We start from the raw sequence: 18728 nt of genomic DNA, 5'->3' as shown, positions 1-18728 counted from the left end.
GATTCTATTATAGACTCAACGCCCCCCGCATCTGAGGTACAGAGGTGAGAGGTCGGTCTTTCCACTTCGATAATGCGAATCCGACATGACCCGTTTTGAACGGACCCCCACGCCCCTGGTCTATGGCGCCATCGTTCTGTCGAGTAGCGCCGTATTCATCAGCGGTCTTTTGACCGAGCTCGGCATCGCTGTCTGGGTCTTTTATATCCTGCCGCTGGTCTTCTCCTATTTGACCTGGAAGCCACTCGTGCCGGCCTACACAGCCACGGCAACTACGCTGCTGATACTCGTCGGCTTTTTAGTGAGCTCACACGGTATCGATCCGCTCCTTGCGGCGCAGAATCGCATTTTCGAGGTGGCGACCAGTTGGGCCTTGGCGGCGCTCGGTTATCAGTTCATCACCAATAAGCTCACCGTTCGCAAACAGGAATGGCTGCAATCCGGCCAGACTCTCCTGAGCGAGCGGATGGCGGGCGATCCGAACATCGACCAGCTCGGGTCGCGGGTGCTTGGCACCATTGCCAAGTATCTCGATGCCCCGGCCGGCGCCTTGTTCATTGAGAACGGCCCGACGTTTCGCCGGACGGCGACGTACGGTGTCCCGGCCGATGCCCGTCTCCCACTGGAGGTCCGATCCGGAGACGGCTTGCTCGGCCGGGCGCTCGTTGAACAAAAGGTCATCGTGGTACCCGACGTGTCGGAGGGCTATCTGACCATCGGGAGTTCGCTGGGCCGTAGCGCCCCGCGACATTTGCTCATTGCTCCGCTGGCCGTGGAGCGCTCGATCAAAGCGGTGCTGGAACTGGGATTTCTTCATCCGGTGAACGAGTCGGACAAGGAATTCGTCACCCGGGTGTCCGAGTCGATCGCCGTGGCGATTCGCTCGGCGCAGGTTCGTGTCCATATCCAAGAGTTGCTGGAGGAAACTCAACGTCAAGCGGAAGAGCTTCAAGCGCAAAGCGAAGAACTCCGCGCGGCAAACGAGGAGCTGACGGAGCGAAGCGCCAGTCTCGAGGACTCTCACGCCAGGTTGGAAGAGCAGACCGTCATGCTGGAGGCACAGAACGATGAGTTGATCCGCGCCAAGAGCGACGTGGAAGCCCAGGCGCGCGAATTGGAGCAGGCCGGCCGGTACAAATCCGAATTTCTCGCGAACATGTCCCACGAGCTGCGCACGCCGTTGAACGCGTCGCTGATTTTGGCTCGGCAGCTTAGCGACAACGCCGACGGCAACCTGACGCCTGAACAGGTGGCTTATGCCAGGAACATCGAATCGGCCGGCCGGGATCTCTTGGCGCTGATCAATGAAGTGCTGGATCTGGCAAAAGTGGAAGCCGGTCGCATGGAGGTGCAGCCGCTTCCGGTGTGCCTGGCTGCCTTGGCTCAACATGTGACGGCCATGTTTCAGCCGGTGGCCGAGGACAAAGACTTGAGCCTACGCGTCCGGCTCGCGGACGGGATGCCGGAGACGATCGAGACCGATCAGCAGCGACTGGAGCAGATACTCAATAATTTACTCTCAAACGCGATCAAATTCACCGAACAGGGCGAAGTCCGGTTGGAGGTCGGCCGCGCGTCCGACGGTCGGATCGCGTTCGCGGTCCGCGACACAGGTATCGGCATCACGGACCACCAGCACCAAGCTATTTTTGAGCCGTTCCGCCAGGCCGACGGCACGACTAACCGGAAGTACGGCGGCACCGGCCTTGGACTGTCCATCGCCCGGAAGTTCACGCGACTGTTGGGTGGAGAAATAAGATTGACCAGCGCACCGGGGCAAGGCAGCACGTTCACCGTGCTGCTGCCGGAACGGTACAAGGCGGTTTCGGAGCCTGGCAGGACCTCTGTGTCTGGAGGACCCGAAGGACAGTTTGCGCTGACGGTTCCTGACTCTAGCCACGGGAGGGAGGCAGACCCTGGCCATGCTCGAATTCCCGACGATCGCGAACGGCTGTCGGGCGACCGACGCGTCGTCTTGATCGTCGAGGACGATCCGACGCAGCGGGAAGCCATCACGGCGCTGTTGACCTCACGTGACGTGGAAACCGTCGGCGTGGGGACCGCCGCGGACTGCTTCGAAAGACTTTGTGCCACCACCTTCGACTGCATGGTGCTCGATTTGAGTCTGCCGGATGAGAAGGGCTACGCTCTGTTGGAAACGTTGAGCCATGAGGACCGGTATTCATGTCCGCCGGTCATCATCTATACGGGGCGCGAACTCTCGCCGGACGAAGAGCAGCGCCTCCGCCGCTACGCCAAGTCCATCGTCATCAAGGACGCCAAGTCGCCCGAACGGCTGTTGGACGAGGTGACGCTCTTTCTGCATCAGGTGGTCGCCGACCTGCCACCCGTGCAGCAGGCCCTGCTCACCCGAGCGCGTTGCGGAGACGCGGCCCTCGAGGGGGCCAGGCTGTTGGTGGTGGAAGACGACGTGCGCACCGTGTTCGCGCTCATGAGCCTGTTGGAGCCACGCGGCGCCGAAGTACAGGTAGCCCGGAACGGCCGCGAGGCCCTGACGGTACTGGAAGGATCGCTCCAGCCCGACGGCGCTCCGATCGACCTGGTGCTGATGGACATCATGATGCCGGAGATGGACGGCTTGACCGCCATGCGCGAAATCCGCAAGCGCCCAGAATGGCGCCATTTGCCCATCATCGCGCTCACCTCCATGGCGATGAAGGCGGATCGTCTGCAGGCATTGACCGCCGGCGCCAACGATTACATGGCCAAGCCGGTGGACGCGGACAGGCTGGTGTCGCTGGTGCGGATTTGGATGCCGAAATGGAGAGGTTGAGGTTAGGGTTAAGGCTGGTCAGGAACCATGTGTGCGGGAGCGCCATTCGGGTCTTGCAGACCGATGGCCCTTCACGCCGTTAGGCAGCGCGAAGAGATGAAACTTCAGAAATCGACCTCCGCCTTAGCCTCAACCTCTCTTCAGAGCACCGACGTGTTCGAGATCGAGCTGTTGCTCGGTGCGCTGTACCGGGCTTGTGAGCATGATTTTCGCGGCTACGCCAGGCCGTCACTGAGCCGCCGCCTGGTACAGGCGCGCGAACAATAGGAACGCATCTATCACAAGCGAGAAGACCTATGAACAAACCAGATGTGATCGAGGGCCGGACCGACGCGTCGCCGGGCCATCCCAAGGTGCTGCTCGTGGACGACCATCCGGTCAACCTAACGGTGCTCGCTGAATTGCTGCGCCGCGATGACGTGAAACTACTGTGCGCCAAGTCTGGAGCCGAGGCTCTGGAACTGTTGTTGCTGCACGACGTGGCTTTGGCGCTCATCGACGTGCAGATGCCCGAGATGGACGGCTTCGAGCTGGCGGAGGTGATGCGCGGCGTGGAGCGGGCCAAACACGTCCCCATCATCTTCGTCACGGCCGGATCGCGCGAGGAGCGATATCGCTTTCGAGGGTACGAGGCGGGGGCGGTGGATTTTCTCTACAAGCCGATCGAGCCGGACGTGCTCAAGAGCAAAGTCAACGTATTTCTCGCGATCGATCGTCAACGTCGCGAGCTCACCCGGCTGCTGACGGAACGCACGGAGGCGGAACGCCGAGTCCGCGAAAGTGAACAGCGCCTGCAACAGTGGAACGAGCGGTTGGAACAGCGAGTTGCTGAGCGGACGCAGAAGCTGCTGGAGTCTCAGCAGCGACTGCGTGCCTTAGCGCTGGAATTGAATCTGGCCGAGCAACGCGAGCGAGCGCGATTGGCCACGGAAATGCACGACCATCTGCAGCAAATGCTGGTGCTGGGCAAGCTGAAACTCGGCGGCGCCAAACGGTTGGTCACGGGTCAGCCCTCCGTGGAAATGATGATTCACGAAACGGAGGAGATCTTTGCAGAGGCGTTGCAATACACGCGCTCGCTCGTGGCTGAGTTGAGTCCGTCGGTGTTGCGGGACCATGGCCTCGCCGCCGGACTCACATGGCTGGGCGAATATATGGAAAAGCACGACATGGCGGTCACCGTGGAGGTTCCACAGGACCAGACCTTGAACCTGGCGGAAGATCAGATAGCCTTGCTGTTTCAGTCGGCCCGCGAACTCTTGATGAATGCCTGGAAGCATGCCGGCACCGGCAAAGCGACTGTCACGATGCGACATGAGGGGAGTCAGCTGTTGGTGCAAGTGTCTGATGAGGGCGCCGGCTTTGATTTTGCTGCGGCTGAGGCGCCTGCCACGGGAGGCTTGTCATCAAAATTCGGTCTCTTCAGCATCCGTGAACGAATGAGCGCGATCGGCGGCTCGTTCGAGATCGAATCGGCGCCGAGCAAGGGGACCACGGGGACGCTGCGCTTGCCGCTGACCGGGACCGGCGAGGTGGGGGTCAAGGTTCAGGCTGAGGGGCCGAACAAAAAGCTTTCCTCAACCTTGCAGCACCCTGCTTCGCGAATTCGTTTATTGTTGGTGGACGACCACGCCATGATGCGGCAGGGACTCCGTGCGATGTTGGAGGAGTATGAGGATGTGCAAGTCGTGGGAGAAGCGGTGGATGGCAGAGACGCCGTGCGGTTGGTCGAGAAGCTCAGGCCCACCATCGTGGTGATGGACATCAACATGCCGACGATGAACGGCATCGAGGCGACGCGCGAGATCAAGGCCCGTCATCCCAACATCGCGGTGATCGGTCTATCGGTCAACGCCGAGCATGAGAATCGTGATGCGATGGCGAAGGCAGGCGCCGCAACGCTGCTTACAAAGGAAGCGGCGGTCGAACAGCTCTACCAGACCGTGCAGACGGTGTTAAAGGACATCTCCCCCGTCGCGTGAGCCGGTCCATTCCCTCAGTTCCTGTCTGATCCGAACTACGTTGATTCCCAACATGATGTACCTCCCTCTGGTGGAGTTCGTCCGGCGCGGAGAAATGGATATCCGGCTGGAAATCTCGATGGAGAACTTGAGAGAGAGTCCAACACATCGCCGCTCAAGGCATGTGACATGCCGATGAAAACACGAGTCATCCAGAATGCAGAACAGAAACCGGCATTGGGCTCGAGAAACGGGTTGCGCTCATCAGCGCCTCATTGAGGATATTTTGACCGAAGGCGGTACACGAACCGGGAAGGTTCGCTGTCTGGATGTCGGGCGACCTTCGATGATCCCTACAGGAGCTTCAAGTAGCGAGTCGCTTCTCCGTAAAAACGATCTCCGAACTACCTGTCGCGTTCTGCGACAGAGTGGATTTCTACTCTGTCGCAAATCTCCCTTTAGCACTCCTGCTCCCACGCTCCGGTTGTCGGGTTAATTTGTGAATCTTCCGTAAGGATCAAATCATAACTGAGTACCTCCTTTCACAGGCTCCTTTCTTGCAGTCTCTAGACGCCGCAATATGACTCTGTGGGGCAAAGGGACGCGATGGTTGCTCTCGACCGCTGAGTTACGGACCACGACGGAGATCCAGGGATATGGAATGATGATATGACGACCCGAACCTATATCATCACGGCCATCGCCGTGGTTGTGGCGATGCTTATTGGTTATACGACGCTGAGTCGACTTTTCTGGGATAGTGGGTTACCGGAGGGGCTCATTCAGGCCAACGGACGCATTGAAGGAGATCACGTCACTATTGCAAGTAAGTTTCCCGGACGGATTGCCGAGCTGAGAGCCCGGGAAGGTGACTCGGTTGCAAGAGACCAGCCGCTGGTAATTCTGGACGATGTTCAGACGCGCGCCAGGGTCGAACAGGCCCGTCGGCTGGTGGATATGCTTGAGGCTCAGGTCGAGGCGGCTCATACGGCACTCGCGGTGATGAATCTTGAAGTGCCGCTCGGTATCGAAGCCGCTTCGGCGAAGGTGGACAGCGCCCGTGCCGCCGTCGAAAAGGCCAAGGCGGTTGAAGAGGAGGCCAGGCAAGATGTCGCGCGTATGCGCGCGTTGCTGCCCGAGCAGGCCGTATCCCACCAACTGCATGCTCAGACCGAGGCTCGGTGGAAGGTCGCCGTAAGCGAGCAGGCCTCCGCCAAGAGCGCTCTGAGCCAGGCCATCAAAGAACTCTCGCAGGCCGAATTGGGCTGGAAACGTATCAAGGCGAAGGAAGGAGAGGTCGCCGCGTTGGAACGTCAACGTGACCAGTCGTACGCAGCCCTTGATGAAACAGAAAGTGTGCTGAACGATTTGACGATCAAGGCGCCCGCGAGCGGCACCATTACCGCCAGAATGGTCGATGTCGGCGAAGTCGTGACGGCCGGCGTCCCGCTCCTTGAACTGGTGAATCTCGACCGATTGTATTTGCAGGTGTATGTGCCGGCAGTGCAAATTGGGAAAGTGAGGCTCGACCTGCCGGCCAGGATTCATACAGACACCTTTCCCGACCGGCCGTTCGAGGCAACGGTGCGCTACATTGCCTCGAAGGCCGAGTTCACACCGAAAGAAGTTCAGACGCCGGACGAGCGGGTGAAGCTGATTTACGCGGTACGCCTGTACCTAACCGACAATCCGGATCATCGCCTGACGCCCGGCTTGCCAGCCGACGCCATCATTCGATGGAAAGAAGACGTAGCGTGGACGAAACCGAGATCGTAAAGGTGACTCGTGAGACATGAGGGGGCAACGCTGGCTCCGACTTCAACACAGCACTCAGCACTTGGCCCTCAGCATGCGGACACCGTCATTAAGGTGTCCGCATTCGTGAAGCGCTACAAGAAGCACGTTGCGGTCGACGGCGTCGATCTGGAGGTTCGTCGTGGTGAGATCTACGGCCTCATCGGGCCGGACGGAGCCGGAAAGAGCAGCCTCATGAAGGCGATTGCCGGTGTGTTGACCTATGATGAAGGAACAGTCAACGTTTTCGGCACCCTGGTGGATTCGGAACGAGCCGCGGAGCGCGTGAAGCAACGGATCGGTTTTCTGCCGCAAGGTCTGGGGCTCAATTTATATCCCGACCTCTCCGTCGAGGAAAACATCGATTTCTTTGCGCGACTCCGACTGGTGCTGGAGCGCGACCTCCTGGAGCGTAAGACCAGGCTGCTTGCCATGACCCGACTCGACAAGTTTCGTGATCGGGCGATGAAACATTTATCAGGTGGCATGAAACAGAAGCTGGGGCTGATCTGCACCCTTATCCATGAGCCGGAGCTCGCGATCTTGGATGAACCGACCACCGGGGTGGATCCCGTCTCGCGCCGCGATTTCTGGGCCATTCTGGCTGAGCTGCTGCAAGAGAAAGGCATGACCGCCCTGGTCTCGACCGCTTATATGGACGAGGCGGCTCGGTTTCATCGGCTTTCATTCGTCTCGAATGGAAAAGAACTGGCCTCAGGCACACCCGCCGAAGTCCGAGCGCTGGTCCCCGGTTCGATGGTGACGTTTGAAGCAGCGCCACAGCTGGATGCAATCGCTCGCCTCAAGCGGACGTACCGGCAAGTCGAGGCGCTGGGGCCTCGGCTGCATGTCTTCACGGCATCCACTGATGCGGCGCAAGCGGTGTCGCAGATCGAAACCGCTTTAGGTGGCGTGACGTCATCGAACCTTCGAGTGGACGAACCGGAATTGGAAGATGTGTTTGTCGCGCTCTTGCTGAGGCAGGTCGAACATCAAGAAGGGAACGGTGCCCTCTCTGTTTCCCCGATGAACCGCGACCACGACGGGCCGGCGATCGAAGCCAAGGGACTCATCCGCGATTTCGGATCTTTTCGAGCCGTGGATCACGTCACGTTTCGAGTCCAACCCGGAGAAATCTTCGGCCTGCTGGGGGCCAACGGAGCGGGGAAAACCACTGTGATCAAGATGCTGACCGGCATCATGCCACCGACCGGCGGAGAAGGTCGGGTGGCGGGGGCCGACATGAAGACCGCGGGTAACGCCATCAAAGAGCGTATCGGCTACATGTCACAGGCCTTCTCCCTCTATCTGGACTTGACCGTCGTGGAGAACATTTGGTTATTCGCCGGGATCTATGGATTAGATTCGCGGGCGACGGAGGAACGATTGCAATGGATCGTTGCGATGGCCGGTTTACACGGGTATGAGTCAAACCTCACCGGTCGCCTGCCGATGGGAGTCCGTCAGCGGCTCGCGCTCGGCTGTGCGCTCGTCCATCGGCCACGCGTGTTGTTTTTGGACGAACCGACCTCGGGCGTCGACCCGATCGGCCGACGGCGTTTCTGGGATATTTTGTCGCGGCTGGCGCGCGAAGAAGAGGTTTCGATCTTGGTCACCACACATTATATGACCGAAGCCGAGCATTGCGACCACCTGGCGTTGATGTATGCGGGACGGATCGTCGCCGAAGGATCGCCGAGCGACATGAAAAGTCAGGTCGAGCAAGAAGCCGGGCAGCTTCTTGAAATCGAGACGGATATCCCCGGAAGGGCGTTGCGTCGATTGAAAGAGGCGGGGTTTTCCGAAGCTGCACTCTACGGCACCAAGATCCATCTGTTGTCCCGCCATCACGCAGAAGACGAGGCGCGGCTCCGTACGGTGCTGTCATCCGACGGCATGCGCGTGAAGGCTGTTGGCGGCCGGCCGCTCAGTCTCGAGGATGTGTTCGTCCATCGGGTCATGACGCTGGAACAACAGGAAGAAGCGACGAAACGAGGAGCCGGTTTATGAGTCTGAAGCGTGTCGCAACGGTGGCATCGAAGGAGTGGCGCGAGATGGTGCGGGATCGGATGTTCGTCCTCCTGGCGTTCCTGCTGCCGGTTTTATGGATGCTGGTGTTCGGCTACGGTCTTGTCCTCGACGTAGAGAAGATCCCATTCGTCGTGGTTGACCGCGACCACAGTTCGTTGAGCCGCGACTATCTCTATCGCTTTACGACTTCCCGTTATTTCGACTTCAAAGGTTCGCTCGTCGGTGAAGCCGAGGCGGATGACTGGTTGGAAAGTGGCAAAGCCCGCGCCGTCATCGTCGTCCCCGAGAAATTTGGGGAACGTCTGGTCGCCGGCCAGCCGGTCGCTGTGCAAACGCTGATCGATGGGACCTTCCCTCTTCGGACCGACATTACGAAGGGGTACGTCATCGCCATCAATGGTGCATTCAGCGCGGACCTGCTCTCGGATCACGTGGCGCGGATGCAGGGAGTCTCCCGAGCGCACGCCGAAATTCTCGCGCGCCCGATCAAGCTGGAAATCCGCTACCTCTATAACGAAGAGGTGCGGAGCTCCTGGTCGACCATTCCGGCGCTCGTAATGTTCTCCTTGATGCTCGCGCCGCCGCTGTTGACGGCGCTCGGAATCGTGCGGGAAAAGGAATCCGGGTCCATCTATAACATCTACAGCGCCACTGTCGGCAAGGTTGAATATCTCGCAGGGAAGCTCGCTCCCTATGTCGTCGTGTCGTTCATGAACGCAGTGGTCCTCTGGCTGCTTGCGACTCTGTGGTTCGGAGTGCCCTTCAAGGGCAATGTGGGACTTTTTCTGGTATCAGCGCTGCTGTTTGTGTTGACGAGCACAGGGATCGGGTTGCTCGTCTCGATCATGGTCGACACGCAAATCGCCGCGTTGATCGTGACCATGGTCATCAGCATTCTGCCGACGATTCTTTTCTCCGGACTGATCGTGCCGGTCTCCTCCCTCAGCCCCGGCGCCTGGATCCAGGCACATTTCTTCCCAGGCATGTATTTCACGAACATCGTTCGGGGAACTTTCTTAAAAGGCGTCGGACTGGACGTGTTGTGGCCTGATGTCCTGGCATTGGCTCTGTATGCAGCGGCCTTACGGCTCGTGGGATACCGTTTGTTTTCCAAGAGGCCCCGATCATGAACAGGGTGACGGCATCAGCTTCTCGGCGCGCCGTCGTGTGGTGGGGACGTCTCATGGTCATGACGCGCAAGGAAATGATACAGTTATTTCGAGATCTGCCGATCGTGTTGTTTTTGACGTATTCTTTTACGCTGGCCATTCTGATCTCGGGTAATGGTCTCAGGTCGCAACTTCACAATGCGAGTCTCACCGTCTACGATGCCGACCACAGTTTGTCGTCGCGTGATCTCATCCACCGGTTTCACCAACCGTATTTTCGTTTGATCGGCGAACTGAGCCATCCCGATGAGGGACTACGTCGGATGGATCGAGGGTCGGTGATGGTCATCCTTGAAATTCCGCCCCGATTTCATGAGCAACTTGCCGCTGGCGAGCCTACGGCGGTCCAATTGTTGGTCGATACCACCAACGCGCCACAAGGCCTCTCCGCCGCAGGTTATGCCGGGCGCATCGTGGCGGAGTTCAGTCAAGACTTCTCGTCGACCCGTATCGGCGGATCGCCTCAGGCTATGGCGAGTCTGCCGATCGTCACAAGCGAACATCGGGTTTGGTACAACCCAGACCAGAACGAAGCTTGGTTCGAGTCCATCTCGGGTCTTTTGCGCACGATCACCATTTTTGCGATTCTGCTGCCCGCCACTGCGATGGCCAGGGAGAAAGAGCGTGGCACGGTGGAGCAGTTGCTGGTGTCGCCGCTGACGCCGCTCTTAATCATGCTGCCCAAAGTATTGGCGATGACTATCGTCATCCTTGGGGCGACGGCGGTGGCGCTCTTCGGCGTCATGCAACCGGCCTTCGGCGTACCGGTGAGAGGCAGCGTGATCCTTTTGTTTTCCCTGACGGCGTTGTTCACATTCACGACAGCCGGCATGGGACTCTTCGCGTCGACGATTACTCAAAACCAAGCACAGGTCGGCTTGCTGACGCTTCTCGTCGTGGCTCCCATGCTTATGCTGTCGGGCATCACAACTCCGATGGAAGCCTTGCCCGACTGGGTCAATGCCCTCATGCTGCTGTCCCCGCTGCGCTATTTCATCGAGATTGCGTATGGGATCCTGTTGAAAGGGGCCGGACTCGACGTGCTTTGGAGCCAGGCGATTGCCATGGCTGCTCTGGGCGGTGCCCTCTTCGGCTTCGGCACGTGGCGGTTCAAACGACAGTTCCAATGAGTCCTTTGAGTCCTTGGAAGCTATTACAGCCGTTACGGTCGTCGAGGGGACGTGGCACGTAAGAGATCTTTGACGGTCGTGATACTTCAACAGCGAAGGAAACCTGTCCCCGGTCTCTTTTGCCGGTCGCCGAGAGAAAGCCGGATCAAACAAAACCGACTGTGCGATCCGCGACAACCGTCGCGCAGTCCGCTGTCGCGAAACTCCATCGTTGCGACCACACTCGCTTATTAAAAAGAGATACGCAAGCCTCGATTAACACAACGGCTTTCGCGAGAAGGATGCGGAGGTGCCGTACTTGCCGGTAAGTGTTCAGAAGGTTCTCAAGAGGTGATTGGGATCGGCAGTGAGCTTTGGCCAGAGATTCCCTCGTCCCGACAGGTAAGGTTGCGGATTCAGTGCAGCTGTAACCGCAAACACCCGGCGGAGGTAGGAGGATCGTACTTGGATCGGAGGAAAGGAGGGAAGGGACCATGACCCGGACAATGAAAGCATTTGTGATGCGGAAACTCGGTTCGGTGGGAATGATAGAGAAGCCGATCCCTGATCCCGGACCGAATGATGCGATCGTCAAAACCACCGCCACGCTCATCTGCACCTCGGATGTCCATACCGTCGGGGGCGATTTGAGAAGGGACCAACCCGACACTAGGCCATGAAGCCATCGGGGTCTTTTACAAACTGGGAAGCGCCGTCAAGGGGTTTCATGAGGGGGACCGAGTCGGGGTCAACGCCATTACTCCCTGTTATCAGTGCGAGAATTGCCTGCGCGGCTACACATCGCAGTGTCAGGAGATGCTCGGCGGGTGGAAGTTTGCCAACGTCAAGGATGGAAACCTCTCGGAATAGTTCCATCTAAAGAGCGCGAAAGGGAATTTGGCAGTGATTCCAACGGGTCTCACCGATGAGCAAGTAGGGTACTGCGCCTACAAAATATCCACTGGATTCATGGGGGCTGAGCATGCGAATATTCCTCCCCGCTTGGCGGTTTGGTGGCGGTCCTGGCCCAGGGCTCGGTCGGGGTGCTATGTGACTCGGTCGATGAAGTGCCGTGGTATGGCCGAGAGATGCCACGATCAAGCTCTTGCTTGACAGAAAGGAGGGTACAAGCAAGACCTGTGAGCCAGATGAATTGACAGACTGTCTCATACTGGAGGCGATGAATTGTTCGGAACATAGCAGGAGGCCTACGATGATGATAGGGAAATGGACCTGCGTATGCTTGGCTCTCAGTTTCCTGATGAGCGTGCCGGCCCTGGCCTCGGACGACCTTGAGGCTCTGATCAAGGCCGGCGACCACCGAAAGCTGGAGATGTATTATCTCGAAGAGGCGAAGACGCTCAAAGCAAAAGCGGATCGATGGGAGTTTGTTGCAGAATATTACGAAAAGTTTCCGCAAGAGTATGGCGGCGACCCTGCGACTGTGCAGATGCATATCACCAATCTCCGCGCCATGGCGGAAGACTATCTGAAAGCCAGCCATGAAGCTCGCGATTTGGCCCGGCGACACAACGCATTGATACGGAGAGGTCCGTGATGTCTAGGGGGCGTCGAATGATTGAGCCCGGATTCCGCAGTTGATCACTTTCTTTCCTTCTCGTCATTCCCGCATGTTGCATGCGGGAATCCAGGGAAATCCGGAACGACTGGATGCCCGCCTCGGCGGGCATGACCATACCTCCGTGAGACCGCCTCATTTCCCCATCTTTCGAGAGGTTCGGATCGTTCGCTCCTGATCGCATCCGTTCAACTGCGGAATCTGTCGTTGCCATGACTATTGTGCAGGCAAGGGGTTACATGTACAGGAAGAGAGCCGCTACAACGCCGAAGAATTCTGTGGTGTTCTTGCCCCTAAGGCTGAACCATGGACCGGCAATCAGGCCGACGTGTTGATTGAAGTTGTATTCCACAGCCGGAGCAACTGTGAGCAAATTACCGGATCCCCTTCCAACCGCCGCCGGTTCACCGTTTACTCCGACCCCCGTTGTTCCGGAAAACTCTGTCCCATTGACCGTCTGAAACCCGATATCGAGCGCGAGATCCAAATGTTGCGTGAGGCTATATTCTCCCGCGACAATGAGAGTCGTTACCGATCCAGGATCAACACGGCCCTCCGTGCCGAATCCCCCGCCGTAGGCATTGAATCCCTGTACAGTGACAGGCGAGAAGAAACCGTACGTCGCATTCACACGGTATCTGAACCAATGCTCTCCTCCCAACCGTATCGCTTTCTGCACTCCGATGCCCAGCGTCGTCGCAAAAGAGCCGCCTCCGGTTCCGCCCAGACCTTGTATGGACGGACGGAGATTGTTGTAGCGTCCGGTCGGAAATATTTCCTGGACCCAGATCCGGACATTGGGAAGCCATGTATCGGAACCGCTTCTCAGCGCTTGAAAGCCGAGTTGAATCGGCAAATCACCGAACCCGGAGATGGACTCGCCTTCTGCGGAATTCTTGAGCCACTGCGGGGCGATCTCCACATCTATCCGGCTCGTTAAGCCATAGATGAGGTAGGTTTGTTGGACGATCGTGTCCGAAACCGTCGCTGATTGGAGGCGCCAATTGTCATTATACAAGCCACCATATTGTGTGAAATAGAAGTACGGTTGAACAACCGCGTGCCCCCGATCGAGAGTCAGGCCTCTGGTCGAGAGCAGCGTACCGGTGAACCAGGGACCGGCAGGCTCTGGTCGGCAATGCTCTGGGTTTTCGCCCCACACTGCCTCCGGAGGGCAGAGACATGCGATGATCAAGCTAAGAAAGAGCTTGAATATGAATTGAGGCATGGTGCCTCTCGCCCAGAAGTTTGTATACTGCCGATGGCAACCGTCGGCCATCACCATGACTTCGCGCTGCCCTGGTCGAGCGGATGAAGATGCATGTCCGGCTCAGGCAGGCGACTCATGGCGCGGCATTTGTCTTGTTGAAGACGACGCTGTATCTCCCTGTGGACGATTTGTGCTGAGCGTCGGAAAATATTGACTCAACTATGACATATTTTTTAGCGGCACGGTGGAGCATGTCATGCGGACCGCCGGTTGTTCGGTACTGATCATTCCGCTGGTTCTCGGACGCCGAGGAACGGTGGACGGCGCGCAAACAAAGGAGTCTGCATGAACGACCTGTTGATTAATCGGATCCTCGTCGCCACGGATTTCTCCGCCTGTGCGAGGCGTGCCGTTGAATACGGCATGTGTGTCGCCCGCGCCTGGTCTGCTCATGTGGACGTACTCTACGTGGTCGAGGAGTCGCGGAGGTTGGAGTTCGACGCGCCGTTCCTTGATCCGCTGCTGGAGGAGCGACGGAAGGAGGCGGAGCGGCTCTTGGGTGATCTGGCGGCTCGCGTGAAACAGGAAGGGCTGAACGTGGATTGGCATCTGCGCGAAGGCATTCCCAGCGAGCAGATCGGGCAGACTGCGCTCGAACAACGTGCCGACCTTGTCGTCGTCGGCACCCATGGGAGGACCGGACTGGACCATATCATGCTGGGCAGCACGGCTGAGCGCGTCATCAAGCAGGCTCCTTGTCCGACGCTGACGGTTCGGGTCGCCCCTATTCATGGCGAAAAGGATGTGGACGTACCGCCATGCATCCGGCATGTGCTGGTGCCGGTCGACTTCTCGAGTCCGTCCCTCGATGCGTTGGAGTATGCGATTCAGGTGGTCGAGCGCTTTGGAGCCAGACTCACGATCGTCCATGTGTTGGAACCGATCTACTTCGACCTGGAATTGGGGTTGGGCCGGATCGAGCAGGAGGTCCAGAAGCGGACGCACTGGGAGATCCAACTTGACGGTCTTGCGCAGGTGGTGAGGGGGCGTGGTCTGGCGGCAGGGTCGGTTGTGCTCGGGGGGATTCCATCGGAGTCGATCGTGACCTATGCTCGTGGGCAGAGTTGCGATTTGATCGTCATGGGCACCCACGGACGGCGTGGGTTGACGCGTTTGCGGTACGGCAGCGTGGCTGAATCCGTGCTTCGGCAGGCTCCCTGTCCCGTGCTCACGGTCCGAAGCCCGAAGTTCACCGCTAACCACAGCCGCATGATGCCGCTGTCGGTGGCAGAGCCATAACAAAGGAGTACAGCAACGGGGTTTCCCGATCGATGACGGAGCAACCGCGGCAAGAGACGGTGCATGATCGCGGCTGCTCTTCCGAGAAGACGCCGAAGTTTTGCCGGACTTTCGCCCTGTGGTTCCGGGAGGCTGGCCTCATAAACACAAGGAGCAGGGACATGGAATCTCGGGACATTTACATCACCAAATTCGATCTGATTCGCCTCAAGAGAACTGCTGGAGGTAGGGATCAGTTTCAAGGAGCGGGACCGGGAATATCTGGAGAGTTTACAGAATGAGCTGGACCGGGCCCATATCGTGGAGCCCACCGCGATTCCTGATAACGTGGTCACGATGAATTCTCAAGTTCGCCTCAAGGATATGGAGACGGGCGAGGCGAAAAATTATACCCTTGTGTTCCCGTCCGATGCGGATATTGAGAAGAATCGAATCTCGATTCTTGCTCCCATCGGCACCGCCATCCTCGGCTACAGGGTGGGTGACACGGTGGACTGGCTTGTGCCGGCCGGGACACGCAAGGTGCGGATCGAAGAAGTTCTCTATCAGCCCGAAGCAGCCGGCCGTTATGATTTGTAACAGTCCTGCGTGAATCGTTAGTGCCCCACTCCTACATCGATCAACTCCTTTGTCCGCGAGTGTACCCATCACCCGCCTATGTAAGAGGTCACGGTTGCGAAGCCGGGGAGATATGCGCAGCGGGTGTCCTCCGAAGTCTTGGCATAGGGGGATACTCTTCGGCGAAGTCTCCGCCGACCGGCTGCGATGCACGACAAAACATGTGAATTCCCCATCAGAAATGTGCTATCGAAGAGACGGAGTGAACGGCGTCCAGCTTGCGCCATGCACGAGCGCCGGAGTGGGAGAAGAAGGATGGGCCGGACGCGGCTCTCTTGCGATCGGTGGATTATCCGATTGCTCGCCATCGGTTTGTTGCTGGCAGGACCAGCCTATGCGGACGAGTCGAATGAGAGGAAACCGGATGACACGAGGCCAAGGGAGTTGCTGGATTGCCGGTATCAGCAAGGTCCGGAGCAATCCGTTGACGACGCGAGGAGCGAAGTGCTTCCGGCAGACGACCTCTTTCGTCCCCTCTTGGCCGACCCGCAGCAGCCTCAGTCCTTTGCCCTCTGGCAATCCACGCAATCACTCAACGAAGGGACCTCTGCGAACATCGGATCGGTCGGTATTGGAGGGAATTTTGGGGTTTATACCAGGCGCAAGGGATGTAACGGATGGCAGATCAGTGTCCTCACCGGGGTATTCGCGCAGTTTGACTTGGATACGTCGAATGCCGAACTCATGAACGTCGATTTCAATGCCGGCATCCCGCTGACCTGGCGTCAGGGAAACTGGTCTGCGCGCCTACGCTTTTATCACCAGAGCAGTCATGTGGGGGATGAGTTCCTTGGAGCCCACCCAGGCTTTAAGTCGATTGGTCTTCAATTTGAAGAGGTCGACCTGATTGTGTCCTATGATTTCCAGAAATGGGTGCGCCTGTATGGGGGAGGAGCGGTGAAGATCAACCGCCAACCCTCCACGCTCGATCGCGGTACAATACACTGGGGGTTCGAAGCGCGGTCACCAACCGCATGGGCTCGATCCTATGCCTTTGGTCTGCTCACGAATCCGATCCTCTTTACGCCGGTCCTGACGGCGGACTTTAAGTCCGTCGAGGCGCAGGATTGGTTTATCAACACCAATCTGTTGATGGGCTTCGATATGTCTCAGCTCGTTTCCTTTAGGCGGTTTCGGATTCTCTTCAACTACTATTATGGATATAATCCCTATGGGCAATTCTTCTATTCGCAGAAGACCGAATCGTTTGGAGTCGGCGCCTATTTCATGTTTTGAAACTGTGGGTAGACCCGGGAATCAGTCAAGGTTCAACCTACCTGCGTCGAGACGAACCCTCTTCAGCTTCGTGGGGGAGCAATGCCGATGAATAAGAAAGTCTCATTTTCCATCTGGTACGTCCTTCTCGCCATCATGGCGGTCGTGATCGTGCACGATTTTATTCACGCCCTGAATAAGATCGAAGAACTTCCGTACAGTGAATTCAAGAGGTTGGTGGAGGCCGGGAAGGTGGCGGAAGTCTCCGTGACCAGTCAAGTGTTGACTGGAAAGTTGAAGCCCGAGGGTGAATCCAAGGAGCAACAAGCCTTTGCGACCGTGCGGGTCGAGGACCCGGATCTCGTCCGTGAGCTCAACCGACATGGAGTGACTTTTACCGGTGTCATTGAATCCACGTTTTGGCGCGATCTCCTGTCATGGGTCATCCCGGTTGCCCTCTTCGGCGGTATCTGGTTCTTCATCTTTCGTCGATTGGGACAGGCTCAGGGTGGCTTTATGCAAGTCGGTCAATCTAAAGCCAAAATCTACATGGAGAAGGATATCAAGGTGACCTTCGCGGATGTCGCCGGAGTCGATGAGGCCAAAGAGGAACTGCGGGAAGTCATTGAGTTCCTGAAGACACCGGAAAAATTCACCAAGCTGGGGGGAAAGATTCCCAAGGGAATCCTGCTGGTCGGCCCACCGGGCACCGGGAAGACCTTGCTGGCCCGCGCCGTGGCCGGTGAAGCCGGCGTGACGTTCTTCAGCATCAGCGGCTCCGAGTTCGTCGAGATGTTCGTAGGCGTCGGCGCGGCACGGGTTCGTGATCTGTTCGAGCAAGCGAAGGGCAAAGCTCCCTGCATCATTTTCATCGATGAGTTGGATGCCTTGGGAAAAGCGCGTGGCGCAGGGCCCATGGCGCACGAGGAACGCGAGCAAACGCTCAACCAGTTGCTGGTCGAGATGGATGGCTTCGATCCTCGCATCGGGGTCATTCTCATGGCGGCGACCAATCGCCCCGAGATTCTTGACCCTGCGTTGCTTCGGGCCGGCCGGTTCGATCGTCATGTGGTGGTGGACCGTCCGGACAAGATCGGTCGCCTCGCCATTCTTCGTGTGCATGCCAAACAGGTGACGCTTGGTCCCGACGCCGATCTCGAAAACATCGCAGCGATGACCCCCGGGTTCTCCGGAGCCGATTTGGCCAACATCATCAATGAGGCGGCGTTGCTGGCGGTACGCCGGGGAAAGGATCAGGTCGGTATTTCTGAATTACACGAGGCGGTCGAACGAGTCATCGCCGGCCTGGAAAAGAAAAATCGTGTCTTGAATAAGATGGAAAAGGAGCGGGTGGCCTACCATGAGACGGGCCATGCACTCGTCGCTCTTTCCGTACCAGGTTCCGATCAGGTGCAAAAGATCTCCATCATTCCTCGCGGCGTGGCGGCACTCGGCTACACGTTGCAACTTCCGACGGAAGACCGGTTTCTGATGACGAAGTCGGAATTGGAGAATAAAGTCGCCGTGCTGCTCGGTGGAAGAATTGCCGAAGAAACCATTTTCGGGGAAGCCTCCACGGGGGCGCAGAACGACCTCGTCAAGGCCACAGACATCGCAAAAAGCATGGTGAAGGCCTACGGAATGAGCGAAAAACTCGGCACCATCACGTTGGAACGGGAGCGACAGCCTCAATTCCTTCAGCTTCCGGTCGCCTCTGAAAAAGGCGATTATTCCGAAGAGACCGCCCGTGAAATAGACTGCGAAGTGAGACGGATCATCGACGAGCAGTACGGCCGAGTGAGGCGATTGCTGGAGGAAAGGAAAACTACGCTCCAACAAGGCGCACAGCTCTTGTTGGAACGAGAAGTGATTACCGGGGCTGAGCTCAAAACCATCCTGGAGGCGACCTGAATCGAGCATGACGATTTCCTTGCGGTCGTCGGAGAGGA

General features: G+C 58.0%; 14 protein-coding genes. 13 read left to right on the top strand and 1 reads right to left on the bottom strand.

What is annotated here, in order from left to right:
* The first annotated feature begins 85 nt into the window (after positions 1-85).
* The 9 genes from P0120_23035 (at position 86) to P0120_22995 (ending at position 12416) form a co-directional block, all read left to right on the top strand.
* Positions 86-2794, top strand: coding sequence for a response regulator (locus P0120_23035; protein ID MDF0677186.1), 2709 nt, complete (start codon positions 86-88; stop codon positions 2792-2794).
* A gap of 96 nt (positions 2795-2890) precedes the next feature.
* The gene (locus tag P0120_23030; GenBank protein ID MDF0677185.1) at positions 2891-3061 is read left to right on the top strand and encodes a hypothetical protein; all 171 of its coding nucleotides are present in this window, start codon (positions 2891-2893) and stop codon (positions 3059-3061) included.
* A 29-nt stretch (positions 3062-3090) separates the two neighbouring features.
* The gene (locus P0120_23025) at positions 3091-4776 is read left to right on the top strand and encodes a response regulator (protein ID MDF0677184.1); all 1686 of its coding nucleotides are present in this window, start codon (positions 3091-3093) and stop codon (positions 4774-4776) included.
* A gap of 648 nt (positions 4777-5424) precedes the next feature.
* Positions 5425-6531: an efflux RND transporter periplasmic adaptor subunit gene (locus tag P0120_23020; protein MDF0677183.1), complete on the top strand. Its 1107-nt coding sequence runs from the start codon at positions 5425-5427 to the stop codon at positions 6529-6531.
* A gap of 9 nt (positions 6532-6540) precedes the next feature.
* A complete protein-coding gene (locus tag P0120_23015; GenBank protein ID MDF0677182.1) occupies positions 6541-8559 on the top strand; it encodes an ATP-binding cassette domain-containing protein in 2019 nt (672 codons plus the stop codon).
* Entirely contained in the window at positions 8556-9710 is a 1155-nt protein-coding gene (locus P0120_23010; protein MDF0677181.1) for an ABC transporter permease, read from the top strand. The genes P0120_23015 and P0120_23010 overlap by 4 nt, the downstream gene beginning before the upstream one ends.
* Positions 9707-10879: an ABC transporter permease gene (locus P0120_23005; protein MDF0677180.1), complete on the top strand. Its 1173-nt coding sequence runs from the start codon at positions 9707-9709 to the stop codon at positions 10877-10879. The genes P0120_23010 and P0120_23005 overlap by 4 nt, the downstream gene beginning before the upstream one ends.
* Positions 10880-11352: 473 nt before the next feature.
* Positions 11353-11538 carry a hypothetical protein gene (locus P0120_23000; protein MDF0677179.1) on the top strand — a complete coding sequence of 62 codons (186 nt, stop codon included), beginning with the start codon at positions 11353-11355 and terminating at the stop codon, positions 11536-11538.
* A gap of 533 nt (positions 11539-12071) precedes the next feature.
* On the top strand, positions 12072-12416 hold the full coding sequence (locus P0120_22995; GenBank protein MDF0677178.1) for a hypothetical protein: 345 nt from the start codon (positions 12072-12074) through the stop codon (positions 12414-12416).
* A gap of 256 nt (positions 12417-12672) precedes the next feature.
* On the opposite strand, the gene P0120_22990 is transcribed toward P0120_22995, so the two are convergent.
* Positions 12673-13665, bottom strand: a complete 993-nt coding sequence (locus P0120_22990) for a hypothetical protein (GenBank protein ID MDF0677177.1) — start codon at positions 13663-13665, stop codon at positions 12673-12675.
* Positions 13666-13992: 327 nt separating this feature from the next.
* On the opposite strand from P0120_22990, the gene P0120_22985 reads away from it, so the two are divergent.
* The 4 genes from P0120_22985 (at position 13993) to ftsH (ending at position 18690) form a co-directional block, all read left to right on the top strand.
* Positions 13993-14946, top strand: coding sequence for a universal stress protein (locus P0120_22985; protein ID MDF0677176.1), 954 nt, complete (start codon positions 13993-13995; stop codon positions 14944-14946).
* A gap of 300 nt (positions 14947-15246) precedes the next feature.
* On the top strand, positions 15247-15525 hold the full coding sequence (locus tag P0120_22980; protein MDF0677175.1) for a GreA/GreB family elongation factor: 279 nt from the start codon (positions 15247-15249) through the stop codon (positions 15523-15525).
* A 294-nt stretch (positions 15526-15819) separates the two neighbouring features.
* On the top strand, positions 15820-16800 hold the full coding sequence (locus P0120_22975) for a DUF1207 domain-containing protein (protein ID MDF0677174.1): 981 nt from the start codon (positions 15820-15822) through the stop codon (positions 16798-16800).
* A gap of 87 nt (positions 16801-16887) precedes the next feature.
* A complete protein-coding gene (gene ftsH, locus P0120_22970) occupies positions 16888-18690 on the top strand; it encodes an ATP-dependent zinc metalloprotease FtsH (protein MDF0677173.1) in 1803 nt (600 codons plus the stop codon).
* Positions 18691-18728: the final 38 nt, after the last annotated feature.

Source organism: Nitrospira sp. (assembly GCA_029194675.1).
Taxonomy (GTDB): Bacteria; Nitrospirota; Nitrospiria; order Nitrospirales; family Nitrospiraceae; genus Nitrospira_D.
Note: the sequence above shows the minus strand (reverse complement) of the source record. Positions and strands in the feature narration are given on the sequence as shown.